This is a genomic window from Cognatundibacterium aquatile, assembly GCF_014699135.1.
Classification (GTDB): domain Bacteria; phylum Pseudomonadota; class Gammaproteobacteria; order Burkholderiales; family Burkholderiaceae_D; genus Undibacterium; species Undibacterium aquatile.
Genome location: NZ_JACOFT010000004.1, coordinates 300,845 through 319,617, shown reverse-complemented (window position 1 = coordinate 319,617; position 18,773 = coordinate 300,845). Strand labels below are relative to the sequence as shown.

The following is an 18,773-nucleotide window of genomic DNA, read 5'->3' as shown; positions in this document are numbered from 1 at the left end:
TTAACTCTCTATTAACAACAAAAATCCGGCCGACCCAGAGGCAGTTATCTGACTCAGGGCGACGTTACTGTGCAGGGTAAGGTAAAAGACCGCGAAAATACCTGTTCGCTCAGCACTCATTCCAGCAAACACACTTTCAGCCAGAGTTTCGCTGGTAGAATAATGCCCTTGTCCGTAAATAAAAAAGTGCATCAACCATGACCCGCAAGCTCTTCGTTACCACCGCCCTTCCTTACGCAAATGCTCCGTTCCACCTCGGTCACATCATGGAATACATCCAGGCTGATATCTGGGTAAGGCATCAGCGAATGTCGGGTAACGAAGTGCATTTTGTCGGTGCTGACGATGCGCACGGCGCGCCGATTATGATTGCGGCAGAAAAAGCCGGCATTTCTCCACAAGAGTTCGTGGGGAAAATAGCGGCTGGTCGCAAGCAATATCTCGATGGCTTTCATATTCAGTTTGACAACTGGCATTCGACCGATGGCCCGGAAAATCATGCCTTGTCGCAGGATATCTACCGCAAACTCAAAGCAGCGGGCTTCATCACCAGCAAGACCATCGAGCAATTCTATGATCCGGTCAAAAACATGTTTCTGCCGGATCGCTACATCAAAGGCGAATGTCCTAAGTGTGGCGCAAAAGATCAGTATGGCGATTCCTGCGAAGTCTGCAGTGCCGTCTATGCTCCAACTGAATTGAAAAACCCGTATTCAACACTCACGGGTGCTACGCCAGTGATGAAATCATCCGAGCATTTTTTCTTCCAGTTATCGAACCAGAAATGTGTGGACTTCCTGCGTGGCTGGGCACTGCAAGACAATCGCCTGCAATCGGAAGTTGCCAATAAATGTAAAGAATGGCTGGAAGGCGACGGCGGTTTAGGTGATTGGGATATCAGCCGTGATGCCCCTTATTTTGGCATTGAAATTCCTGATCAGCCGGGCAAATATTTCTATGTGTGGCTGGATGCGCCAGTCGGTTATCTGGCATCGTTAAAAAATTACTTCAATAAAACCGGTCGCGATTTCGATGCGTTCATGGCCGATCCAACCACAGAACAAATCCATTTCATCGGTAAAGACATTACTTATTTCCACACCCTGTTCTGGCCTGCGATGCTGAAATTTTCTGGCTACAAAACGCCGGATAATGTGTATGCCCACGGCTTCGTCACTGTTTCAGGCGAAAAAATGTCGAAATCACGCGGCACAGGTATTTCACCTTTGCGTTACCTCGAAATCGGCATGAACCCTGAATGGCTGCGTTACTATTTCGCGGCCAAACTGAATGCCAAAGTAGAAGATCTGGATTTGAATCCGGATGATTTTGTGGCGCGCGTGAATTCCGATCTGATCGGTAAATACATCAATATCGCCAGCCGCGCAGCGGGCTTTATCACCAAGCGCTTTGACGGCGTTGTCACCAGCGACTGGGCGACAGCAGATGATGCGTTTATTCAACATCTGCGCCATGCTGCACCAGAAATCAAGGCGCTGTTTGAGTCGCGCGAATATGGAAAGGCGCTGCGTGCTGCGATGGAACAAGCCGATCTGGTTAACGCGTATGTCGATGCAAACAAGCCTTGGGAACTGGCAAAAAAACCAGAGAACGATGCAAAATTACAGGAAGTCTGCAGCCGCTTGCTGGAAGCCTTCCGCATTCTGACGATCTTCCTGAAACCAGTACTGCCGCAACTGGCAGCGCAGGTAGAGGCGCAATTGGATATCGCGCCTTTACAATGGGCGAACGTCAATACCCCGATTCCACATCAACATAAAATTCATCCGTACGCACATCTGATGCAACGTGTGGATATCAAGATTTTTGATCAGTTATTTGATGCACCTGTTGCAGACGCAGCACCTGCAACAGAAGAAAAAACATCAGACATCGAAGCACTCGCCGAAGAAATCAAAATTGATGACTTCGCCAAAGTGGATCTGCGCATCGCTAAAATAGTCAATTGCGAGCACGTCGATGGTTCAGATAAATTGCTGCGTCTGACGCTGGATGTAGGCGAAGGCCGCACCCGCAATGTATTTTCCGGCATCAAATCAGCTTATCAGCCAGAACAGCTGATAGGAAAATTCACTGTCATGGTGGCCAATCTTGCGCCAAGAAAAATGAAATTCGGCATGTCCGAAGGCATGGTACTGGCAGCCTCAGCGGCCGACGAAAAAGCCAATCCTGGCCTGTATATTCTTGAAGCCTGGCCAGGTGCTCAACCAGGAATGCGCGTCCGTTAATTTTTCTGCCAGCATGAATATAGCCCTACGCGAAGCAGTCCCCGAAGATGCGCAACTGATTGCGCATCTGACCCGCAGTTGCTGGGCAAATAAAGTTGCCGCCAGCTCTGCCGGGCACCATGAAAATGCGGACGATGTTATTGCCGACTTATGCCAGGGCGGGGGCTTTGTGCTGTTGATCGGTGATATGCCTGCTGGCTCAGTCCGCTGGACCGCCCTCGACACCGATACGAATGTGTGGGAAATACGGCGCATGGGCATACTGCCGGCCTTTCGCAATCAATCGCTATCGCAACATCTGCTGGAAGCAGTCATCCATGCAGCACAGAATGCTGGCATCACGGAACTCAGGCTAGGGGTCAGAACCGATCAGCCGCGCTTGTTAGATTTATACACCGCATACGAATTTGAACTGGCTCCGGAACTCGACTACGCCCACGCCAATCCCCACGAACCAGCGCCTTATGTCATGCGTCGCTTTCTGAAGAACTGACCTGTCCGTTGATCCTCTTCTGATCGCATTGCACTATGCAGACAAAGAACTTTTACCAAAATCTGATGTCTTGATACTCTCCCTATCCGGAAATAACTTCATGAACAGCATAATCAGCACAAGCAACACCGACGCAGCGCCCGCAATGATTTCCCCGATTCCAGCCCGGCTACAGCAACTTCGTGCCGCCATGAAAGCGCATGGTCTGGATGCTTACATCATCCCTTCCGCTGATCCGCATTTATCCGAATATCTGCCTGAACACTGGCAAGGACGTACGTATCTGTCAGGCTTTACAGGTTCGGTCGGCACGCTGGTGGTGACGGCTGATTTCGCTGGTTTGTGGGTGGACAGCCGTTACTGGAGTCAGGCCGAAAAAGAGCTGGCACCAACGGGCATACAGATGATGAAAATCGCTTCTGCTGCCGCGACCTTACATATCGACTGGCTGGCACAACATCTGACGAGCGGGCAAACCGTCGGTGCCGATGGCTTCGTACTCGGCCTGGCAACCGCCCGCGCACTGACATCTGCGCTGCAAGCAAAGTCTGTCAGGCTCGATACCAGCAAAGATCTGCTGCAAGATATCTGGCCGGATCGCCCTGGCTTGCCACTCTCTCAGGTATACGAACACAAAGCACCATTTGCTGTCATCAGTCGCAAAGATAAGTTGACGCAGGTACGCGAACAAATGCGATCAAAGGCTGCCGATTGGCATTTTGTCTCTACGGTGGATGATATCGCCTGGATATTCAATTTGCGAGGTGCCGATGTCAGTTACAACCCGGTGTTTGTCGCACATGCGCTGATCAGCGCAGACAAAGCGACGCTGTTTGTTTCCAAAGGAAAAATTGACCAGGATCTCGCTGCGGTTCTGGCTCTGGATAAAATAGAAATTGCGGATTATTCAGAGGCGCAAAGCGCTCTGCGACATTTACCGGCAACAGACAGCATATTAATTGATCCACGCCGCATTACTTACGGCTTCCGTGACGCGATTCCTGCTTCAGTGCGCGTCGTTGAGGCGATCAATCCATCCGTGTTTGCCAAATCGCGAAAAACAGCTGAAGAAGCCCAATTCGTGCGGGAAGCCATGGAGCAGGACGGTGCCGCTTTGTGTGAATTTTTCAGTTGGCTCGAAGCCAGCCTGGGCAAACAAACGATCACAGAAATCACGATTGATGAGCAAATCTGCGCAGCACGTGCTCGTCAGCCGCATTTCATCTCGCCCAGCTTTGGCACGATTGCCGGATTTAATGGCAATGGCGCGATGCCACATTATCGCGCAACACCAGAATCCCACGCCGTTATTGAAGGCGACGGCCTGTTACTGATTGACTCTGGCGGGCAATATCTGAATGGCACCACGGATATCACCCGGGTGATGCCGATAGGAACGGTGTCGGAAGCGCAAAAACGTGATTTCACGCTGGTGCTCAAAGGTATGATCAATCTGTCGCAGATGCAGTTTCCGCGTGGTACGCCATCACCTATGCTGGATACTGTGGCGCGCGCACCGATATGGCGGGAAGGTATCAATTACGGTCACGGAACGGGCCACGGCGTTGGTTACTTCCTGAACGTCCATGAAGGCCCACAGTCGATCTCAGGAGCACTAGCGGAAGCCCATACTGCAATGGAAGCAGGAATGATTACGTCCAATGAACCTGGTATTTATCGTCCCGATCAATGGGGCGTGCGTATCGAAAATCTGTTGCTGACCGTGCCCGCAGTGACAACCGAGTTCGGTGACTATCTGAAATTTGAAACGCTGACTTTATGCCCTATCGATACACGCTGTATCCTGGTTAACTTGTTGCGTGATGACGAAATTGACTGGCTGAATACTTACCATGCAACGGTACTGGCGAGACTGACACCAAGAGTCACTGGCGCAGCGCTGAGCTGGTTGCAGGAACGCACAAAAGCAATCAGCAAATAACAAAGCCGCAATCTGTAGGAATGATTAAACGAAGCCACATCCAATCATGATGTGGCTTCGTTTTATTCGGGTCGCCATCCGCGACAAAACTGCAAAAAATCCTGTATATGCCGGGACAATAGTTTATGCGGACTATATATCAGATAAAAATGACGCTTCAGTGGCGGAAGTTTTGTTTCCAGTTCATGTAATTTCCCCAGCGCCAGCAAATCCGCAACTACCACACGTGACAGGCAAGCGATCCCAAGACCCGCAGCCGCCGCGTGCATAATCGCTTCCGATGTACCGAACTCGCCCGCCAGTTTTAAGTTTTTCAGATGTGGCAACAATACTTGCTCGACATTTTCACGCGTGCCGGAACCGCGCTCCCGTAACAACCAGGACGCGGAACGCAACTCCCTGATACCAATGCTGCCATTCTTTTGTGCCGCATACGGATGTTCCGGTGAGCAAACAATGACTATTTCATCCTCAAACCACGGTTCAACCAGTAAATCCGCGCGATGGCAAGGCCCCTCAATGAAACCAAAATCCACTTCGTAATTCGCGACAGCACTGACAATATCAGCCGTATTCGCGATGGTCATCTGCGGATGAGACATGGTGTGCAGAGCAGAAGCAGTCAGTTGTGAATCAGTTACTGGACTGGCAGCCAGCAAAGCCGGCAAGCAATAACTGCCTATCGTTGTACTGGCACCGATCCGGATACACGACCAGTTGGCACCCCCCGATGAAAACTGCAGTTCTATCGAATTTGCGGCATCGAGTATCAGGCGCGCCTGCGGCATTAATAGACGACCATTGTCGTTTAACAGCAAACGCTTACCGACACGGTCAAATAACTGCGTGTTGAGCATATGTTCCAGCTCATTCAGTGCCGCACTGGCAGCCGATTGTGAGAGTGCGACAGCATTCGCGGCAGCCATAGTGCTGCCCTGCTCTGCCACTGAAACGAATACTTGCAATTGACGCAGACTGATTTTCATAAATTAACCTATTTTTTAGTTTAATTATACAAAATTAATTCGTTTTATTAGTTTAATAAAAAACGATATTCTGCGCCCATTCACAAAAAACAAATCATTATGATTCACACCGATTCAACCAACTCACCCAAAAAGATTTCTCTGGGAAGATATGCTCCCGGCTTACTGTTATGCGCAACACTGGCGACAATCGCTATGTCGCTCAGCAAGTTAGTCTGGATGCAAAACCATGGATTAAGTAATCTGACTACCGCAATATTGTTGGGTATGATCGCGGGCAATAGCCATGCCATATTTCAGCATCGCGGGCTGGATAACGGCATGATGATTTCCAAACAAACATTGCTGCGCGCCGGGATTATTCTGTACGGATTACGCCTGAGTTTCAGGGACATTCAACAGCTCGGCGGCACAGCATTCGCTATTGACGTGCTCGTCCTTGGTACAACATTCGCCATCGCGTTATTCCTCGGAAAAAAAGTCTTTGCGCTGGACGACAAATTAACGGTCTTGATTGGGGCGGGCAGTTCTGTCTGCGGTGCGGCCGCAATCATGGCGACGAGCCCAGTCATTAAAGGAAAATCAGATGATGCCAGTATTGCAATCTCTGGCGTGATGATATTTGGCACCCTCAGCATGTTGACGTATCCACTTGTTTTTGAGTGGAACAGGCATGTCCAGGTCATTCCGCTTTCGACATCTGGCTTTGGTATTTACGTAGGTTCGACCATGCATGAAGTTGCGCAAGTAATTGTTGCCGGCAAGGCCGTGAGTGACTCGGCGGGCGATGCTGCTGTTATCACGAAAATGCTCAGGGTCATGATGCTGGCACCATTTCTGCTCCTGCTGCCATTCGTATTGCGCTTACTTAAAAAACACAATACGAAGGCAATACCACCAACTGATGCCAGCGAAAGCAGAATAGAAATTCCCTGGTTTGCCTTCATGTTTATCGGCGTCGCTGCAATCAACTCTGTATTGATGATTCCAACTGAAATCAGAACCGTGTTGACGAACACCGATAATTTTATTCTCTGTATGTCTATGGTTGCTTTGGGTTTAAGTACAAAAATCAGTACCTTGCGACAAGCAGGAATAAAACCAGTATTGCTCGCCATGAGCTTGTGGCTGTGGCTGATCTTTGGCGGGGCTGCAATCAACTATGTGTGTAAATAATGTTCAGCTTTTGCATCAGTTTGTCGCCAAAAACTTTTTCAAGGCAGTATTCATCTGATCCAGTTGAGTAAACAATTCCACTTGCTTTGCCGCGGCCATACTCAAATCATTCGTCTTACCGAAATGCTCTAATTCCCTCGCCAGCGACTCAACCGGAACCGCGCAAAAATTACCAACCAGCCCCTTCAGTGTGTGTGCAGAACGGTACAGTAACTCGCTGTCTTGTCGCGCCACGGCATCGGCAATTTCTGCCTCGTACTGATCACAGGCGTCAAGAAAAGAATGGGCGATAATGTTGACGATCTCTGTGTCGGCATTCAGTAAAGCCGCGTCATAATCAAATGATGTGTTTTCTGTCGGCATATCTGTCTTTGAAGGTGGGTTATTCATGTCAGTTTTCACACTTTGCAGTGCCTGCTCTGCGGTCACTTTGGTATTCTGCGCCAATTGTTTCAGTAATTCTCTCAACAATTCCGCCCTGATAGGCTTGGATAGATAATAATCCATACCCGCTTCATGACATATTTCCCAGTCGCCGGGCATGGCGTTGGCCGTCATTGCAATGATAGGGGTATGTCGGCCATCGCCATATGAGTGTTCTGCTTCGCGGATGCGTTGCGTTGCCTCGACACCTCCCATTTTCGGCATCTGCATATCCATCAGAATGACATCAAACGGTTGCCGTGAAAACTGCGACAGCGCGTCCAGACCATTTTCAGCCACAGTAGCAATATGACTCCATTTATTCAAGAGCGCGAGAATCAGTTTCTGATTCACCGGATTATCCTCGACAACCAGAATGCGTAATGGCGGAGAAGAATATTGCGTGCTATCCAATTGATCCTGAACACCCGCCGTCGTTTTTTTATTCTCACCTTTCACGACGGTACTGATGGCATCGTAAAGCTCGGACTGACTCACAGGTTTTAAAACGTAGTTTGTCATGCCTAATCCCTGGCAATCCAGGAAACCCTCACGCGAGCCTGCGGATGAAAGCAACACTGTTTTAGACTTTAATTCTTCATATTCTGAAGCAAGCCGGGTCAAAAATTCAAAGCCGCTCATACCGGGCATACAGACATCAAGCAGAATCACATCGATATGTTGCCCATCAGATTGCATCTGCGTTAGCAACCGTAGCGCCTCGTCTGCAGATGTAGCAGCAACGGGTTTTATCTTCCATTTTCTCAGCGTATCGGAAAAAAATAAGCGATTAACAGCATTGTCATCAACAATCAGCGCAGTCATGCCGGCAAAATCCACCACTCGTTTTGAAGCACGATCTTTTTCAGTTTTTACCAAGCTGATCGTAAAGTAAAACGTACTCCCTTTCCCCGGCTCGCTATTGAGCGCGAGTAAGCCGTTCATGCAATGAACAAGGCGGGATGAAATTGTCAGGCCAAGGCCAGTCCCCCCATATTTACGCGTCGTTGACGTGTCCGCCTGACTGAATGCATCAAAAATACTGCTTTGTTTTGCTTTCGGAATACCGATGCCGTGATCCGTGACAGCAAAATAAATGTCGAGTCGTGTCGTGTTTTCATGTGCCAGTTGGACATCAACAATCACCTCACCTTTTTCACTGAATTTAATCGCGTTACCGACGAGATTCGTCATGATCTGACGCAGGCGTCCAGGATCACCGATCACGATTTCTGGGATAGCCGCATCTATTTTATAGACCAGTTCTATGCCTTTTTCCGACGCTCTGAGCGACAGCGCCCTCAAACACGAAGCAACCAATTCCCTTAAAGAAAACTCGATTTTTTCCAGCTCTATCTTTCCGGACTCAATTTTCGAAAAATCCAGAATATCGTTGATGATACTCATTAAAGATTGGGAAGATAATTTAACCAGTTCAAGATATTCGCGTTGTTCACCACTGAGATCAGTGTCCAGTGCCAACTCCGTCATTCCGATGATGCCATTCATCGGCGTTCTGATTTCATGGCTCATTGTCGCCAGGAACTCGCTTTTTGCTTTATTCGCTGCCTCTGCATCATTTTTTGCCTGAAGCAAATCAGCCTCAAACCGGAGTCGCTCAGTGATGTCCCTGCACGATCCATAGATGCTGCCATCAGGCAAAAGCGCGGCATTTAATTCAACCGGGATGGTATCCCCATCTTTTTTCAGCAAAGTAATCTCGGCACGGAGATGCTTCTCCTCCAGGATATGACACAAAAAATTGCGCATCGCCAGCTCCCGGTCTGCTAACGGCAATAAGTTATACATACTGCTGCCAAGCAGCCCGACTCTGGAGTAACCCAGCATATTCGCGGCAAGATCATTCACATAAACCAATTGCTGACTCGTGTTCGCAACAAACACCGCGTCAGCAGCATTGTCGAGCAACATCCTTTGTCTTGCCTCACTGTCCCGAAGCGCCCGGTCTGTTGCTAAACGGTCTGAAATATCTTTAAAGACAGCGACGGAACCAACTATCTTGCCATGATCAATAATTGGCGATGCGACTATCGACACAGGAAAAAGACTGCCGGACTGATGCTGGAAGTATTCGAGATCAGAACGAAATACTTCACCGGACATGATTGTTTGATGTATCGGACAATCCTGATTCTGAACATGCGCACCATCCGGACGTATAGAGTGCACCAGATCGTGAAGTATTTTCCCTTTCAAATCAACCAGACTCCGCCCCAGAATTCGCTCTGCCTCAGGGTTAAGAAACGTACATACCCCTTGTGTATCCAGCGTGTACACACCTTGTCCGAGGTTATGCATCATGTTTTGCATCAGCGTCTGATTGGATTCTATCTTTTCACGTAAGCGCCACTGTTCCGTGATATCAGTGCGAATGGAAATATATTGATATGGTCGCTGATGACTATCCAGAAAAGGAACGATAGTCGCATTTGTCCAATAGTAGCTACCATCCTTTGCCTTATTACGAATTTCCCCGTGCCAGACATGACCGCTGGTAATCGTTCTCCACATATTCTGAAAAAAAGCCAGCGTATGTAATCCGGAATTAACGATACGATGGTTTTGTCCTATGAGTTCAGCGGAGCCGTACTTACTGATCTCGCAAAATTTTTCATTGACATAAATGATCGTACCACTGGGATCTGTCACACTGACAATGGCATGCTGATCTAATACAAACTGCTGTTTTTGTAGCGCCGTCAACGCTGACTTCAGCTTATCCGAACTGATATTTTCATCAGAACTTTCTCCCGATGAAAAAAATAATTGATCGTTCGTCGCTTTCAAGGTCGGCGGAATTTGATTGCCGCTTTCACACTCCTGCTGCAAGCTGGCATTTGTGTGCGATAACGCATCTGAATTTGGCCTGAGACGCTGCCTGTACTCAGCCAGTTCACTATCTGATCGCTGGTAGTCCAGATCGATCTGGGCAAAAAAATGCCGCATGCCACGTAGCACCTGTCTCGTACTGTCGCTCATCGCTGGCAGGTCTGGCAGTCGCGTCAATTGCTCGAGCTCTCCCAGCACAGTTTCTAGCTGCCCCTCACTGTGTATACCAAGCGAGTTACTGTTTTGAAGCAAAGATAATATATGTCGCATCAAATACTCTTTGCAGTCGCGGTATTGATCATGATCTGATTATCTATCGGCAGGGTTTTGATTGAAGGGGGACAGCAGCACGTTTCATACGAAAAATAATATCTGTTTTTTGTACGCAAACATGCCCGACCGTTATGAAAAAAATCATTTTTTATTAATTCTAATCATCCTTGTACAGATTTTTGACCGCCAATATCCTATCCAATCCGGCAAAGAAGGCATCGACGCATAAGGGGTCAAAGTGCTGACCAGATCCATCACGTAAATGGGCAAGCGCATCTTCGTTATTCCATGCTTTTTTATACGGACGTTCAGATGTCAGGGCATCAAAAACGTCAGCAACGGCGACGATTCTCGCAAACAAGGGAATTTTTTCACCAGCCAACCCATTCGGATAACCGCTACCATCGAACTTTTCATGGTGTGCCAACGCGATCTCCGCACCAGTCGTCAGCAGGTTGGACGAGCTACCCGCCAGAATTTCATAGCCAAGCAGGGTATGCTGCTTCATCACAGAAAATTCATCTGGTGTCAACTTGCCAGGCTTTAATAAAATGCTGTCTGGGATACCCACTTTACCGACATCGTGCATCGGTGCTGCCTCCAGAATTAAGCGTTGATCCTCTGACGACAAACCTAATTGCTCGGCGATAATTTTCGAATAGTTGGCCATGCGGAGAATATGGGCACCGGTTTCCGGATCTCGTGACTCGGCGGCTTTTGATAAGCGAAAAACAGTTTCTCTTTCCCGCTCTAAAATTTCAGTAGTCGCCTTTTTTACTGATTCATCAAGCCACATCGCCTTGTCCTCGAGAAAACGCTGGCTTTTACGCAAAGCCAGCATATTCCGGGTTCTTGCGAGAAACTCAATTTTATCGATAGGCTTGATCAGAAAATCATTCACCCCGGCATCAAGTGCCTGGTAACGTAATTCGAGTTCATTGTTGGCGGTGATCATCAGAACGGGAATGTCGTGACACCCTTCCAGCTCACGAAAACGCCGGATAAATTCAATGCCATTCATTGCCGGCATCATGTAGTCGACCATAATCAGGTCTGGTACATTGTTGGCGCACCATGCGAGCGCTGCCCCCGGCTCACTGAAACTTACCGACTTACATTTATCTATTTTCTTTAATAGCAAACACAGCAATGTAACGTTGATTTGTGCGTCATCCAGCACCAATACGTTCATTTCCATTAAACATCCCCCCAGAGTACATCTGGTCAGCAAAACCTCTGCACAACTTCTGTCAGCAGCAATGGTTTTGAGTTTAACTTATCTGTATTCAGGAGAAATAGGGAATAACAAAATTTATCCTTTCACCGGATAAATAATGCCATAGACAAAAGCAAGCAGAACACTACTCTTCGATAGCGATATTTGCGGGGAATTGCACGGTGAATTTGCTGCCAACGCCGGGGGTCGAGTCGATCAGCAGTTGCGCTTTATGTCGCAACAGTACATGTTTAACAATAGCCAATCCCAAGCCGGTTCCCTGTGTTTCACGCGAGCGACTTTTATCGACCCGGTAAAAACGTTCCGTCAGACGGGAGATGTGCTCAGGACTGATGCCTATGCCGTTATCCGTGACAGAAAATTTTGCCCCGTGAGGAGTGTTGATCCAGCTGATATGAATTTTTCCTTCTTCTGGTGTATAGCGGATAGCGTTTGTCACCAGATTAGTCAGTGCACTGCGTATTTCATCCTTGCTGCCACGGATGTCGGGACCATCGATTTCCAGTGTAATCTGGTGGCGTCCGGCGGAAAGCGCCTCTGCTTCTTGCAAAATTTGCTCCAGCAAGCCGCGCATATCAACGGTTTCAACACGTAACAAGTGATCCATGGATTCAAGGCGTGTCAATGTCAGCATATCCTCCACCAGGCGCTGCATACGCTCGCCCTGCTCCGTCATCAGTTTCAGATGCGAATGGCGGATTGTGATATCCAAATCCGGTTGTAAAGAAGCAATTTCCAAAAAGCCGTTGATGACCGTCAAAGGAGTGCGTAACTCATGGGATGCATTCGCGATAAAGTCGCGACGCATCATATCAATACGTTCAGATTCTGTAATGTCGTGCGTCACCAGAATCTGACGCCGGTTTTCAAACGGAATAATATGTGCGATCAGCTTACGGTCACGAAATGACAGCGTCAGTGGCGTTTCATAGCGTCCCAGAATAATGTAGTCCATAAACTCGGGCGTGCGCACCAGGTTTGTGACGCGCATTCCTTTGTCTTTTGCCAGACTCAGCCCCAGATGACTTTCAGCTGCGGGATTACACCATTCAAGAAATAAGACGTCATCCATGATGACGACGCCATCAGGTAACAATGTCATTGCCTGGCGAAAACGTGCCAGCCATTCAGTCAGCTCTGCCTGATTTTTTTCATCTCCCCTGCGCGATTTATAAAGCCGGGAAAAAATATCCGTCCATGCGCCCCAGCCATCCGGCAAGCGTGAACTGGCGGGATTATCCAGCCAGTCCGCCAGTCTTTGCAGATAAAAAAGCTGTAACAGAACCAGCCCCGACATCGCAATAAAACCAAGCAATAGTCCGGTTACAGCCCCCCACAGATACGCGGCGATACCGGTAGCAATGATAATAAGCAAGGCGCGAATAGAGCTGGAAACCCAGAAAACAAGACGTGGAGACATGAAAATCCCTGATATTTTTTTAATTTTGGGTAGAAATGATGGTACACAAAACCGGATTGACTGAGAAACAATATTCAATGCCGATCAAAACAAGTACCGATACTGATAACACTACTTTCAAATATAAAAAACAACCACATTCATACTATGTTGAATGTGGTTGTTTTTCATATTTCAGTTGGCTGCCCACAACGAGAGCCCATTACTTTTCAGACAGCATATAACCAACGCTACGCACTGTTTTAATCAGCGACTCTGCAGATTTCAAGACTTTACGCAGACGCAGAACGTGCACGTCAACGGTACGCTCCTCAATCACGACGTGATCACCCCAGACTTTATCAAGCAATTGGCTACGTGAAAAAACGCGCTCGGGGTGTGCCATGAAAAACTTCAGTAATTTATATTCTGCATGGCCAATATCGACTTTCTGATCATCAATTTTGACGGTACAGCTAATCGGATCAAGTACGACATTACCTGCCGCCAGTGCGGTCTGTGCGTGTTCAGGACTCTTGCGGCGGAGTAAAGCCTTCATCCGCGCAGTCAATTCACGAGGAGAAAATGGCTTCGTGATGTAATCATCTGCACCATGATCCAAACCAGCAATTTTATCTTCCTCCATACTTTTCGCGGTCAGCATAATGACAGGAATTTCATTGAACTGGCGGTCAGAGCGGATTTTGGAAAGCAATCGTAATCCGCTCTGGTCAGGCAGCATCCAGTCGAGCAGAATCAACTGCGGAGTGCGACGTTGAATAAAATCCCACGCCTCGGCAGTATTATTGACGGCGAAAGTATTCCAACCTGCAGCACGCAGGGTAAAACTGACTAATTCAACAATCGCTGGTTCGTCTTCGACAATTAATATTGTGGTATCAGCAGCCATTATCTGTATTTGATTTTTTAGTGTTTCTGATCTTGTTTGACAGCGACATAATCCGAATGACGGATATCTTTGCCTTCAACAATGTAAACCGTATATTCGGCAATATTTTTCGCGTGATCAGCTATTCGTTCTATCGCTTTTGCGACCCATAAGGTGTCGAGTGCTGAAGAAATCGTGCTCGGATCTTCCATCATAAAGGTAATCAGATTACGCATGATGGAGCGGAAATCATTGTCAATAATTTCGTCCTGGGCAATCAGCTGAACAGCTCTTTCACCATCGAGCCGGGCAAAAACATCCAATGCCTGGTGCAGCATATCAGCGACGCTGGCAGCCAATACACGAACGGTGTCATGGCCGTTAAACATAGGGATGCTGCGCCGATTGAGTTGACCTTCTTTCGCAATACGGGCAATTTTGGTTGATTCATCACCAATACGCTCAAGGTCGGTAATCACTTTGCCAGTCGCGACAACGGTACGCAAATCATTTGCGGCTGGCTGACGTTTCACAATCAACTGGCTGCACATGTCATCGAGTGCAACCTCTAACCGGTTCACTTCCAGATCAGACTGAATGACGATTTCAGCCTGTTCTGCATTGCCTGTACGAAAACAGGACATCGCATCATGGAAATGGCTTTCTACCAAACCGCCCATCAACAAGACCTTGGAACGTATCGTTTCCAGATCACTGTCGTATTGTTTTGAAGAGTGTTCGCCTGTCACAGGTTTCTCCTGAATTCTTGTAATCGCGATAAATATAATTAACCGAAACGACCGGTAATGTAGTCTTGTGTTTCTTTTTTGACCGGATTCATGAAAATATGATCCGTCTCGCCAAACTCGACCAACTCACCAAGATACATATAGGCGGTATAGTCGGAACAACGTGCCGCCTGTTGCATGTTATGCGTAACGATGGCGATCGTGTATTCCTCTTTCAATTCATTAATCAGCTCTTCGATTTTTACGGTTGAAATCGGGTCCAGCGCAGAAGTTGGTTCATCCAGCAAAAGCACATCCGGCTTCACTGACACACCGCGAGCGATACAGAGGCGCTGTTGCTGACCGCCAGACAAACTTAAGCCACTTTTATTTAGTTTATCTTTGACTTCAGTCCAGATCGCCGCTTTTTTCAGAGCCCATTCAACGCGCTCATCCATCTCGCCCTTAGAAAGATTTTCATACAAACGCACACCGAATGCGATGTTGTCATAAACGGACATAGGGAAAGGCGTCGGCTTCTGAAATACCATACCGACTTTGGCACGCAGTAAATTAATATCCTGATCGGCATCGAGAATATTTTTGCCGTTGTAAATAATCTTACCTTCTGCACGTTGGCCAGGATATAAATCGTACATACGATTTAAGGTGCGCAACAAGGTTGATTTACCACAACCTGAAGGACCAATAAAAGCAGTGACTTTTTTATCGAAAATATTCAATTTGATATCGCGTAGGCTACGGGTAGTACCGTAGAAAAAATTCAGCCCGTCGATCTCGATCGCTTTTTTCTGTGTATTTGCTGGAGTAGTAGTCATATCGATGCTCGAATTAATGCTGTGTTTTTTGGTTAAACAAGGTACGCGACAAAATATTCAGAAGCAGAACACTGAAGGTAATCAGTAATGCGCCGCCCCATGCCAGTTCACGCCAGTTATCGTAAGGACTCATCGCATACGAATAAATGACGACAGGAAGATTTGCCATCGGACTATTCATGTTGGCACTGAAAAACTGGTTGTTCAATGCGGTGAAAAGCAAAGGTGCCGTCTCACCGGAAATCCTGGCCACAGCAAGCAAAATACCTGTCACCACACCGGCTTTGACTGCTCGCAATCTCACCAGCAGCGCAACTTTCCAGCGAGGTGCACCCAATGCAAATGCAGCTTCGCGCAGACTTGCAGGAACCAGCCCCAACATATTATCGGTAGTACGGACAACGACAGGAATCGCAATTAATGAAATCGCCACGCTGCCTGCCCAACCGGAAAAATGTTTGACGTTAGCCACATAAATGGCATATACAAACAAGCCGATCACGATGGAAGGTGCGGACAACATAATGTCCGTCACAAACCGGGTGATACCGCCGAACCAGCTCTTATCGCCGTATTCAGCAAGATAAATGCCCGCCAGAATCCCGACCGGAGTAGAAATCAATGTTGCGGAACCAACCATCAGAAAACTACCGACGATCGCATTCATCAAACCACCGCCATCACTGCCCGGAGCCGGCGTTGATTCAACAAACATGGCAAGATTAATCGCAGAAAACCCTTTAATTAACAAGGTAAAGAGGATCCACATCAGAAAAAATACGCCAAACACCATCGCAATTGAGGATAAGGCGATACCAAGCCGGTGTACCAGCAAACGGCGGCGATACACTGGATTTTGCGCTGCCTGAGCTTTAGAAATATCCATTATTTTGTACCTTCTTTTCTGCTCAAACCGAGCAACATCAATTTAGCGGCAGATAACACTATGAAGGTGATCACAAACAAAATTAAACCTAACAGGAATAAAGATGATGTATGCAAAATTGTTTCAGCTTCCGCGAATTCGTTCGCAAGCGTGGAGGCAATACTATTACCCGCAGCAAATAAGGACCAAGACAGTTTATGTGCGTTACCAATCAGAAAGGTCACCGCCATCGTCTCACCCAATGCACGCCCCAGGCCCAACATAACACCACCAACGACGCCGATTTTTGTGTATGGCAAAACGATTTTTCTGACAACTTCCCACTTAGTACATCCCAGACCGTACGCTGACTCTTTCAGCACTGGCGGCACGACTTCAAAAACATCCCGCATCACGGAAGAAATGAAAGGAATAATCATAATCGCGAGAATCACACCCGCCGATAAAATGCCCAGCCCTATCATAGGACCGGAAAACAAAATGCCTATCACTGGCAATTTACCCAGTGTAGAGGCCAGAGCCGGTTGGATATACTCGGAAAATAACGGAGCAAAAACAAACAAACCCCACATGCCGTAAATAATGCTCGGCACCCCCGCCAAAAGCTCGATGGAAGTTCCCAGCGGACGCTTCAGCCAAGCCGGGCAAATTTCAGTAAGAAACAGGGCAATGCCAAAACTGACGGGAAAAGCAATCAGCAAAGCAATCACGGAAGTAGCGAGCGTTCCAACGATCGCGATCAGACCGCCGTATTTATCATTCACCGGATCCCACTCTATTGTGGCAATGAATGCAAAACCAAATTCTTGCATCGCAGGAATCGCGCGCAGGAATAACGAGGCAATAATACCCAGTAGTACAACTAAAACAAGCGCTGCGAAACTCAGAGTCAGCTTGTGAAAGAAAAAATCTTGCCAGCGTTGACGACGCATCACTGCCGCCATTCTTGCGGCACTCAGTTGTGCGGGCTGAGTGTTCTCAGCGTTCGATATATTCTGGCTTGATGATGGTGCTGTCATATTGACGGAAAACGTTGGTGTAGGCATAGGTGTCTTTCCACCGAAAGGCGACTCAGGACACGCCTGAATCGCCTCACTTAAAATAGCTCTGCTAATTCATCAATCGAATCAGTGAACCGTATTTACTTCGCATTTACTTCATTTATTACTTCAATTACCAGATCGCTTTTGCAGACGCGTCTTTGATTTTTGCTTTCCAGCTTTCTTCAATCAACTTAACAACCGGTGCTGGCAAAGAAACGTATTCCAATTCAGCAGCCATTGCGCCGCCATTTTTAAATGACCAGTCGAAGAATTTCAACACTTCTTTACCCTTTGCAGAGTCAGCCTGAGTTTTGTGCATCAGAATGAAGGATGCACCAGTGATAGGCCATGTGATTTTACCTGGTTGATTTGTCAATACCAGATACATGCCAGGCGCTTTATTCCAATCAGCGCCAGCAGCCGCTGCTTTGAAGTTTTCATCATCAGGTTCAGCAAACTGTCCATCCGCATTTTTCAATGTGGTGTAAGTCATTTTGTTCTTTTTAACGTAGGCATACTCAACGTAACCGATTGAGTTTTTAATACGTTGAACGTTGGCAGCAACGCCTTCATTGCCTTTACCGCCCAAGCCTACTGGCCATTTAACCGCAGTAGAAGAGCCCACTGCTGTTTTAAACTCTGCATTCACTTTACTCAGGAAATCTGTCCACAAGAATGTGGTACCAGAACCGTCAGAGCGATGAACAACAGTAATATCTTCCGCTGGCAATTTTACGCCTGGGTTAATCGCAACGATTTCCGCTGCATTCCATTTAGTAATCTTACCCATGTAGATGCCTGCGAGAAGATCCCCGGTCATCTTCAATTTACCTGGAGCGATACCTTCGATATTCACGACAGGAACAACACCACCGATGATCGCAGGAAATTGCATCAACCCTTCAGCATCCAACTCTTCAAGCTTCAAAGGCATATCAGAAGCACCGAAATCAACAGTTTTTGCCTTGATTTGCTTGATACCACCACCGGAACCGATGGACTGATAATTCAGACCGTTGCCGGTAGCTTTTTTGTAAGCTTCAGCCCATTTTGCGTAAATTGGGTAAGGAAATGTAGCGCCAGCACCAGTAATATCAGCTGCGTGAGCAACAGAGAATGTAGCAGCTACACCAACTGCTGCGACCAGGGATTTAATGACACGATTGATTTGCATGTTCACCTCTAAGGTTAAATAACAGGTATTCGTTACTACGAGACGGACTTTACAATCGAATTATGACAAGATAATGACTTACTAAAACAACCCTGAAATATTTAATTTCATAATGATTTTTTGTCATAAACTTGTCACACCACATCACTAGAATAGTGAGTTACATATATATGACAGTCTTTATGA

14 protein-coding genes are annotated in these 18,773 nt (G+C 47.4%); 4 read left to right on the top strand and 10 right to left on the bottom strand.

Annotated elements, in window-relative coordinates:
- Nucleotides 1-197 precede the first annotated feature (197 nt).
- The 3 genes from metG to H8K26_RS13035 all read left to right on the top strand — a co-directional run bounded on the left by metG (nt 198) and on the right by H8K26_RS13035 (nt 4,684).
- Nucleotides 198-2,249 (top strand): methionine--tRNA ligase, encoded by a 2,052-nt coding sequence (gene metG / locus H8K26_RS13045; protein ID WP_190480060.1) that lies wholly within the window; start codon nt 198-200, stop codon nt 2,247-2,249.
- A 13-nt stretch (nt 2,250-2,262) separates the two neighbouring features.
- On the top strand, nt 2,263-2,742 hold the full coding sequence (locus tag H8K26_RS13040; protein WP_190480058.1) for a GNAT family N-acetyltransferase: 480 nt from the start codon (nt 2,263-2,265) through the stop codon (nt 2,740-2,742).
- 100 nt (nt 2,743-2,842) lie between these two features.
- A complete protein-coding gene (locus H8K26_RS13035) occupies nt 2,843-4,684 on the top strand; it encodes an aminopeptidase P family protein (protein WP_223827014.1) in 1,842 nt (613 codons plus the stop codon).
- Nucleotides 4,685-4,746: 62 nt separating this feature from the next.
- Here the strand turns inward: H8K26_RS13035 and H8K26_RS13030 are convergent, their stop codons facing one another.
- Entirely contained in the window at nt 4,747-5,670 is a 924-nt protein-coding gene (locus tag H8K26_RS13030; protein ID WP_190480056.1) for a LysR family transcriptional regulator, read from the bottom strand.
- Between the two features lie 99 nt (nt 5,671-5,769).
- On the opposite strand from H8K26_RS13030, the gene H8K26_RS13025 reads away from it, so the two are divergent.
- Nucleotides 5,770-6,846, top strand: a complete 1,077-nt coding sequence (locus H8K26_RS13025) for a YeiH family protein (protein ID WP_190480054.1) — start codon at nt 5,770-5,772, stop codon at nt 6,844-6,846.
- Between the two features lie 15 nt (nt 6,847-6,861).
- On the opposite strand, the gene H8K26_RS13020 is transcribed toward H8K26_RS13025, so the two are convergent.
- The 9 genes from H8K26_RS13020 to pstS all read right to left on the bottom strand — a co-directional run bounded on the left by H8K26_RS13020 (nt 6,862) and on the right by pstS (nt 18,587).
- Nucleotides 6,862-10,389, bottom strand: coding sequence for a PAS domain-containing hybrid sensor histidine kinase/response regulator (locus H8K26_RS13020; RefSeq protein ID WP_190480052.1), 3,528 nt, complete (start codon nt 10,387-10,389; stop codon nt 6,862-6,864).
- A 160-nt stretch (nt 10,390-10,549) separates the two neighbouring features.
- Complete coding sequence (locus tag H8K26_RS13015; protein WP_317889276.1) at nt 10,550-11,590, bottom strand: two-component system response regulator; 1,041 nt, start codon at nt 11,588-11,590, stop codon at nt 10,550-10,552.
- A 163-nt stretch (nt 11,591-11,753) separates the two neighbouring features.
- Entirely contained in the window at nt 11,754-13,049 is a 1,296-nt protein-coding gene (gene phoR, locus H8K26_RS13010) for a phosphate regulon sensor histidine kinase PhoR (RefSeq protein WP_190480050.1), read from the bottom strand.
- 202 nt (nt 13,050-13,251) lie between these two features.
- Nucleotides 13,252-13,938, bottom strand: coding sequence for a phosphate regulon transcriptional regulator PhoB (gene phoB / locus H8K26_RS13005; protein ID WP_186885228.1), 687 nt, complete (start codon nt 13,936-13,938; stop codon nt 13,252-13,254).
- 17 nt (nt 13,939-13,955) lie between these two features.
- Nucleotides 13,956-14,666, bottom strand: coding sequence for a phosphate signaling complex protein PhoU (gene phoU, locus H8K26_RS13000; RefSeq protein WP_186885227.1), 711 nt, complete (start codon nt 14,664-14,666; stop codon nt 13,956-13,958).
- Between the two features lie 38 nt (nt 14,667-14,704).
- Entirely contained in the window at nt 14,705-15,484 is a 780-nt protein-coding gene (gene pstB, locus H8K26_RS12995) for a phosphate ABC transporter ATP-binding protein PstB (RefSeq protein WP_186885226.1), read from the bottom strand.
- Nucleotides 15,485-15,497: 13 nt separating this feature from the next.
- Nucleotides 15,498-16,370 carry a phosphate ABC transporter permease PstA gene (pstA, locus tag H8K26_RS12990; RefSeq protein ID WP_186885225.1) on the bottom strand — a complete coding sequence of 291 codons (873 nt, stop codon included), beginning with the start codon at nt 16,368-16,370 and terminating at the stop codon, nt 15,498-15,500.
- Entirely contained in the window at nt 16,370-17,389 is a 1,020-nt protein-coding gene (gene pstC / locus H8K26_RS12985) for a phosphate ABC transporter permease subunit PstC (protein ID WP_190480165.1), read from the bottom strand. The genes pstA and pstC overlap by 1 nt, the downstream gene beginning before the upstream one ends.
- A gap of 154 nt (nt 17,390-17,543) precedes the next feature.
- Nucleotides 17,544-18,587: a phosphate ABC transporter substrate-binding protein PstS gene (pstS, locus tag H8K26_RS12980; protein ID WP_190480049.1), complete on the bottom strand. Its 1,044-nt coding sequence runs from the start codon at nt 18,585-18,587 to the stop codon at nt 17,544-17,546.
- Between the last annotated feature and the right edge of the window lie 186 nt (nt 18,588-18,773).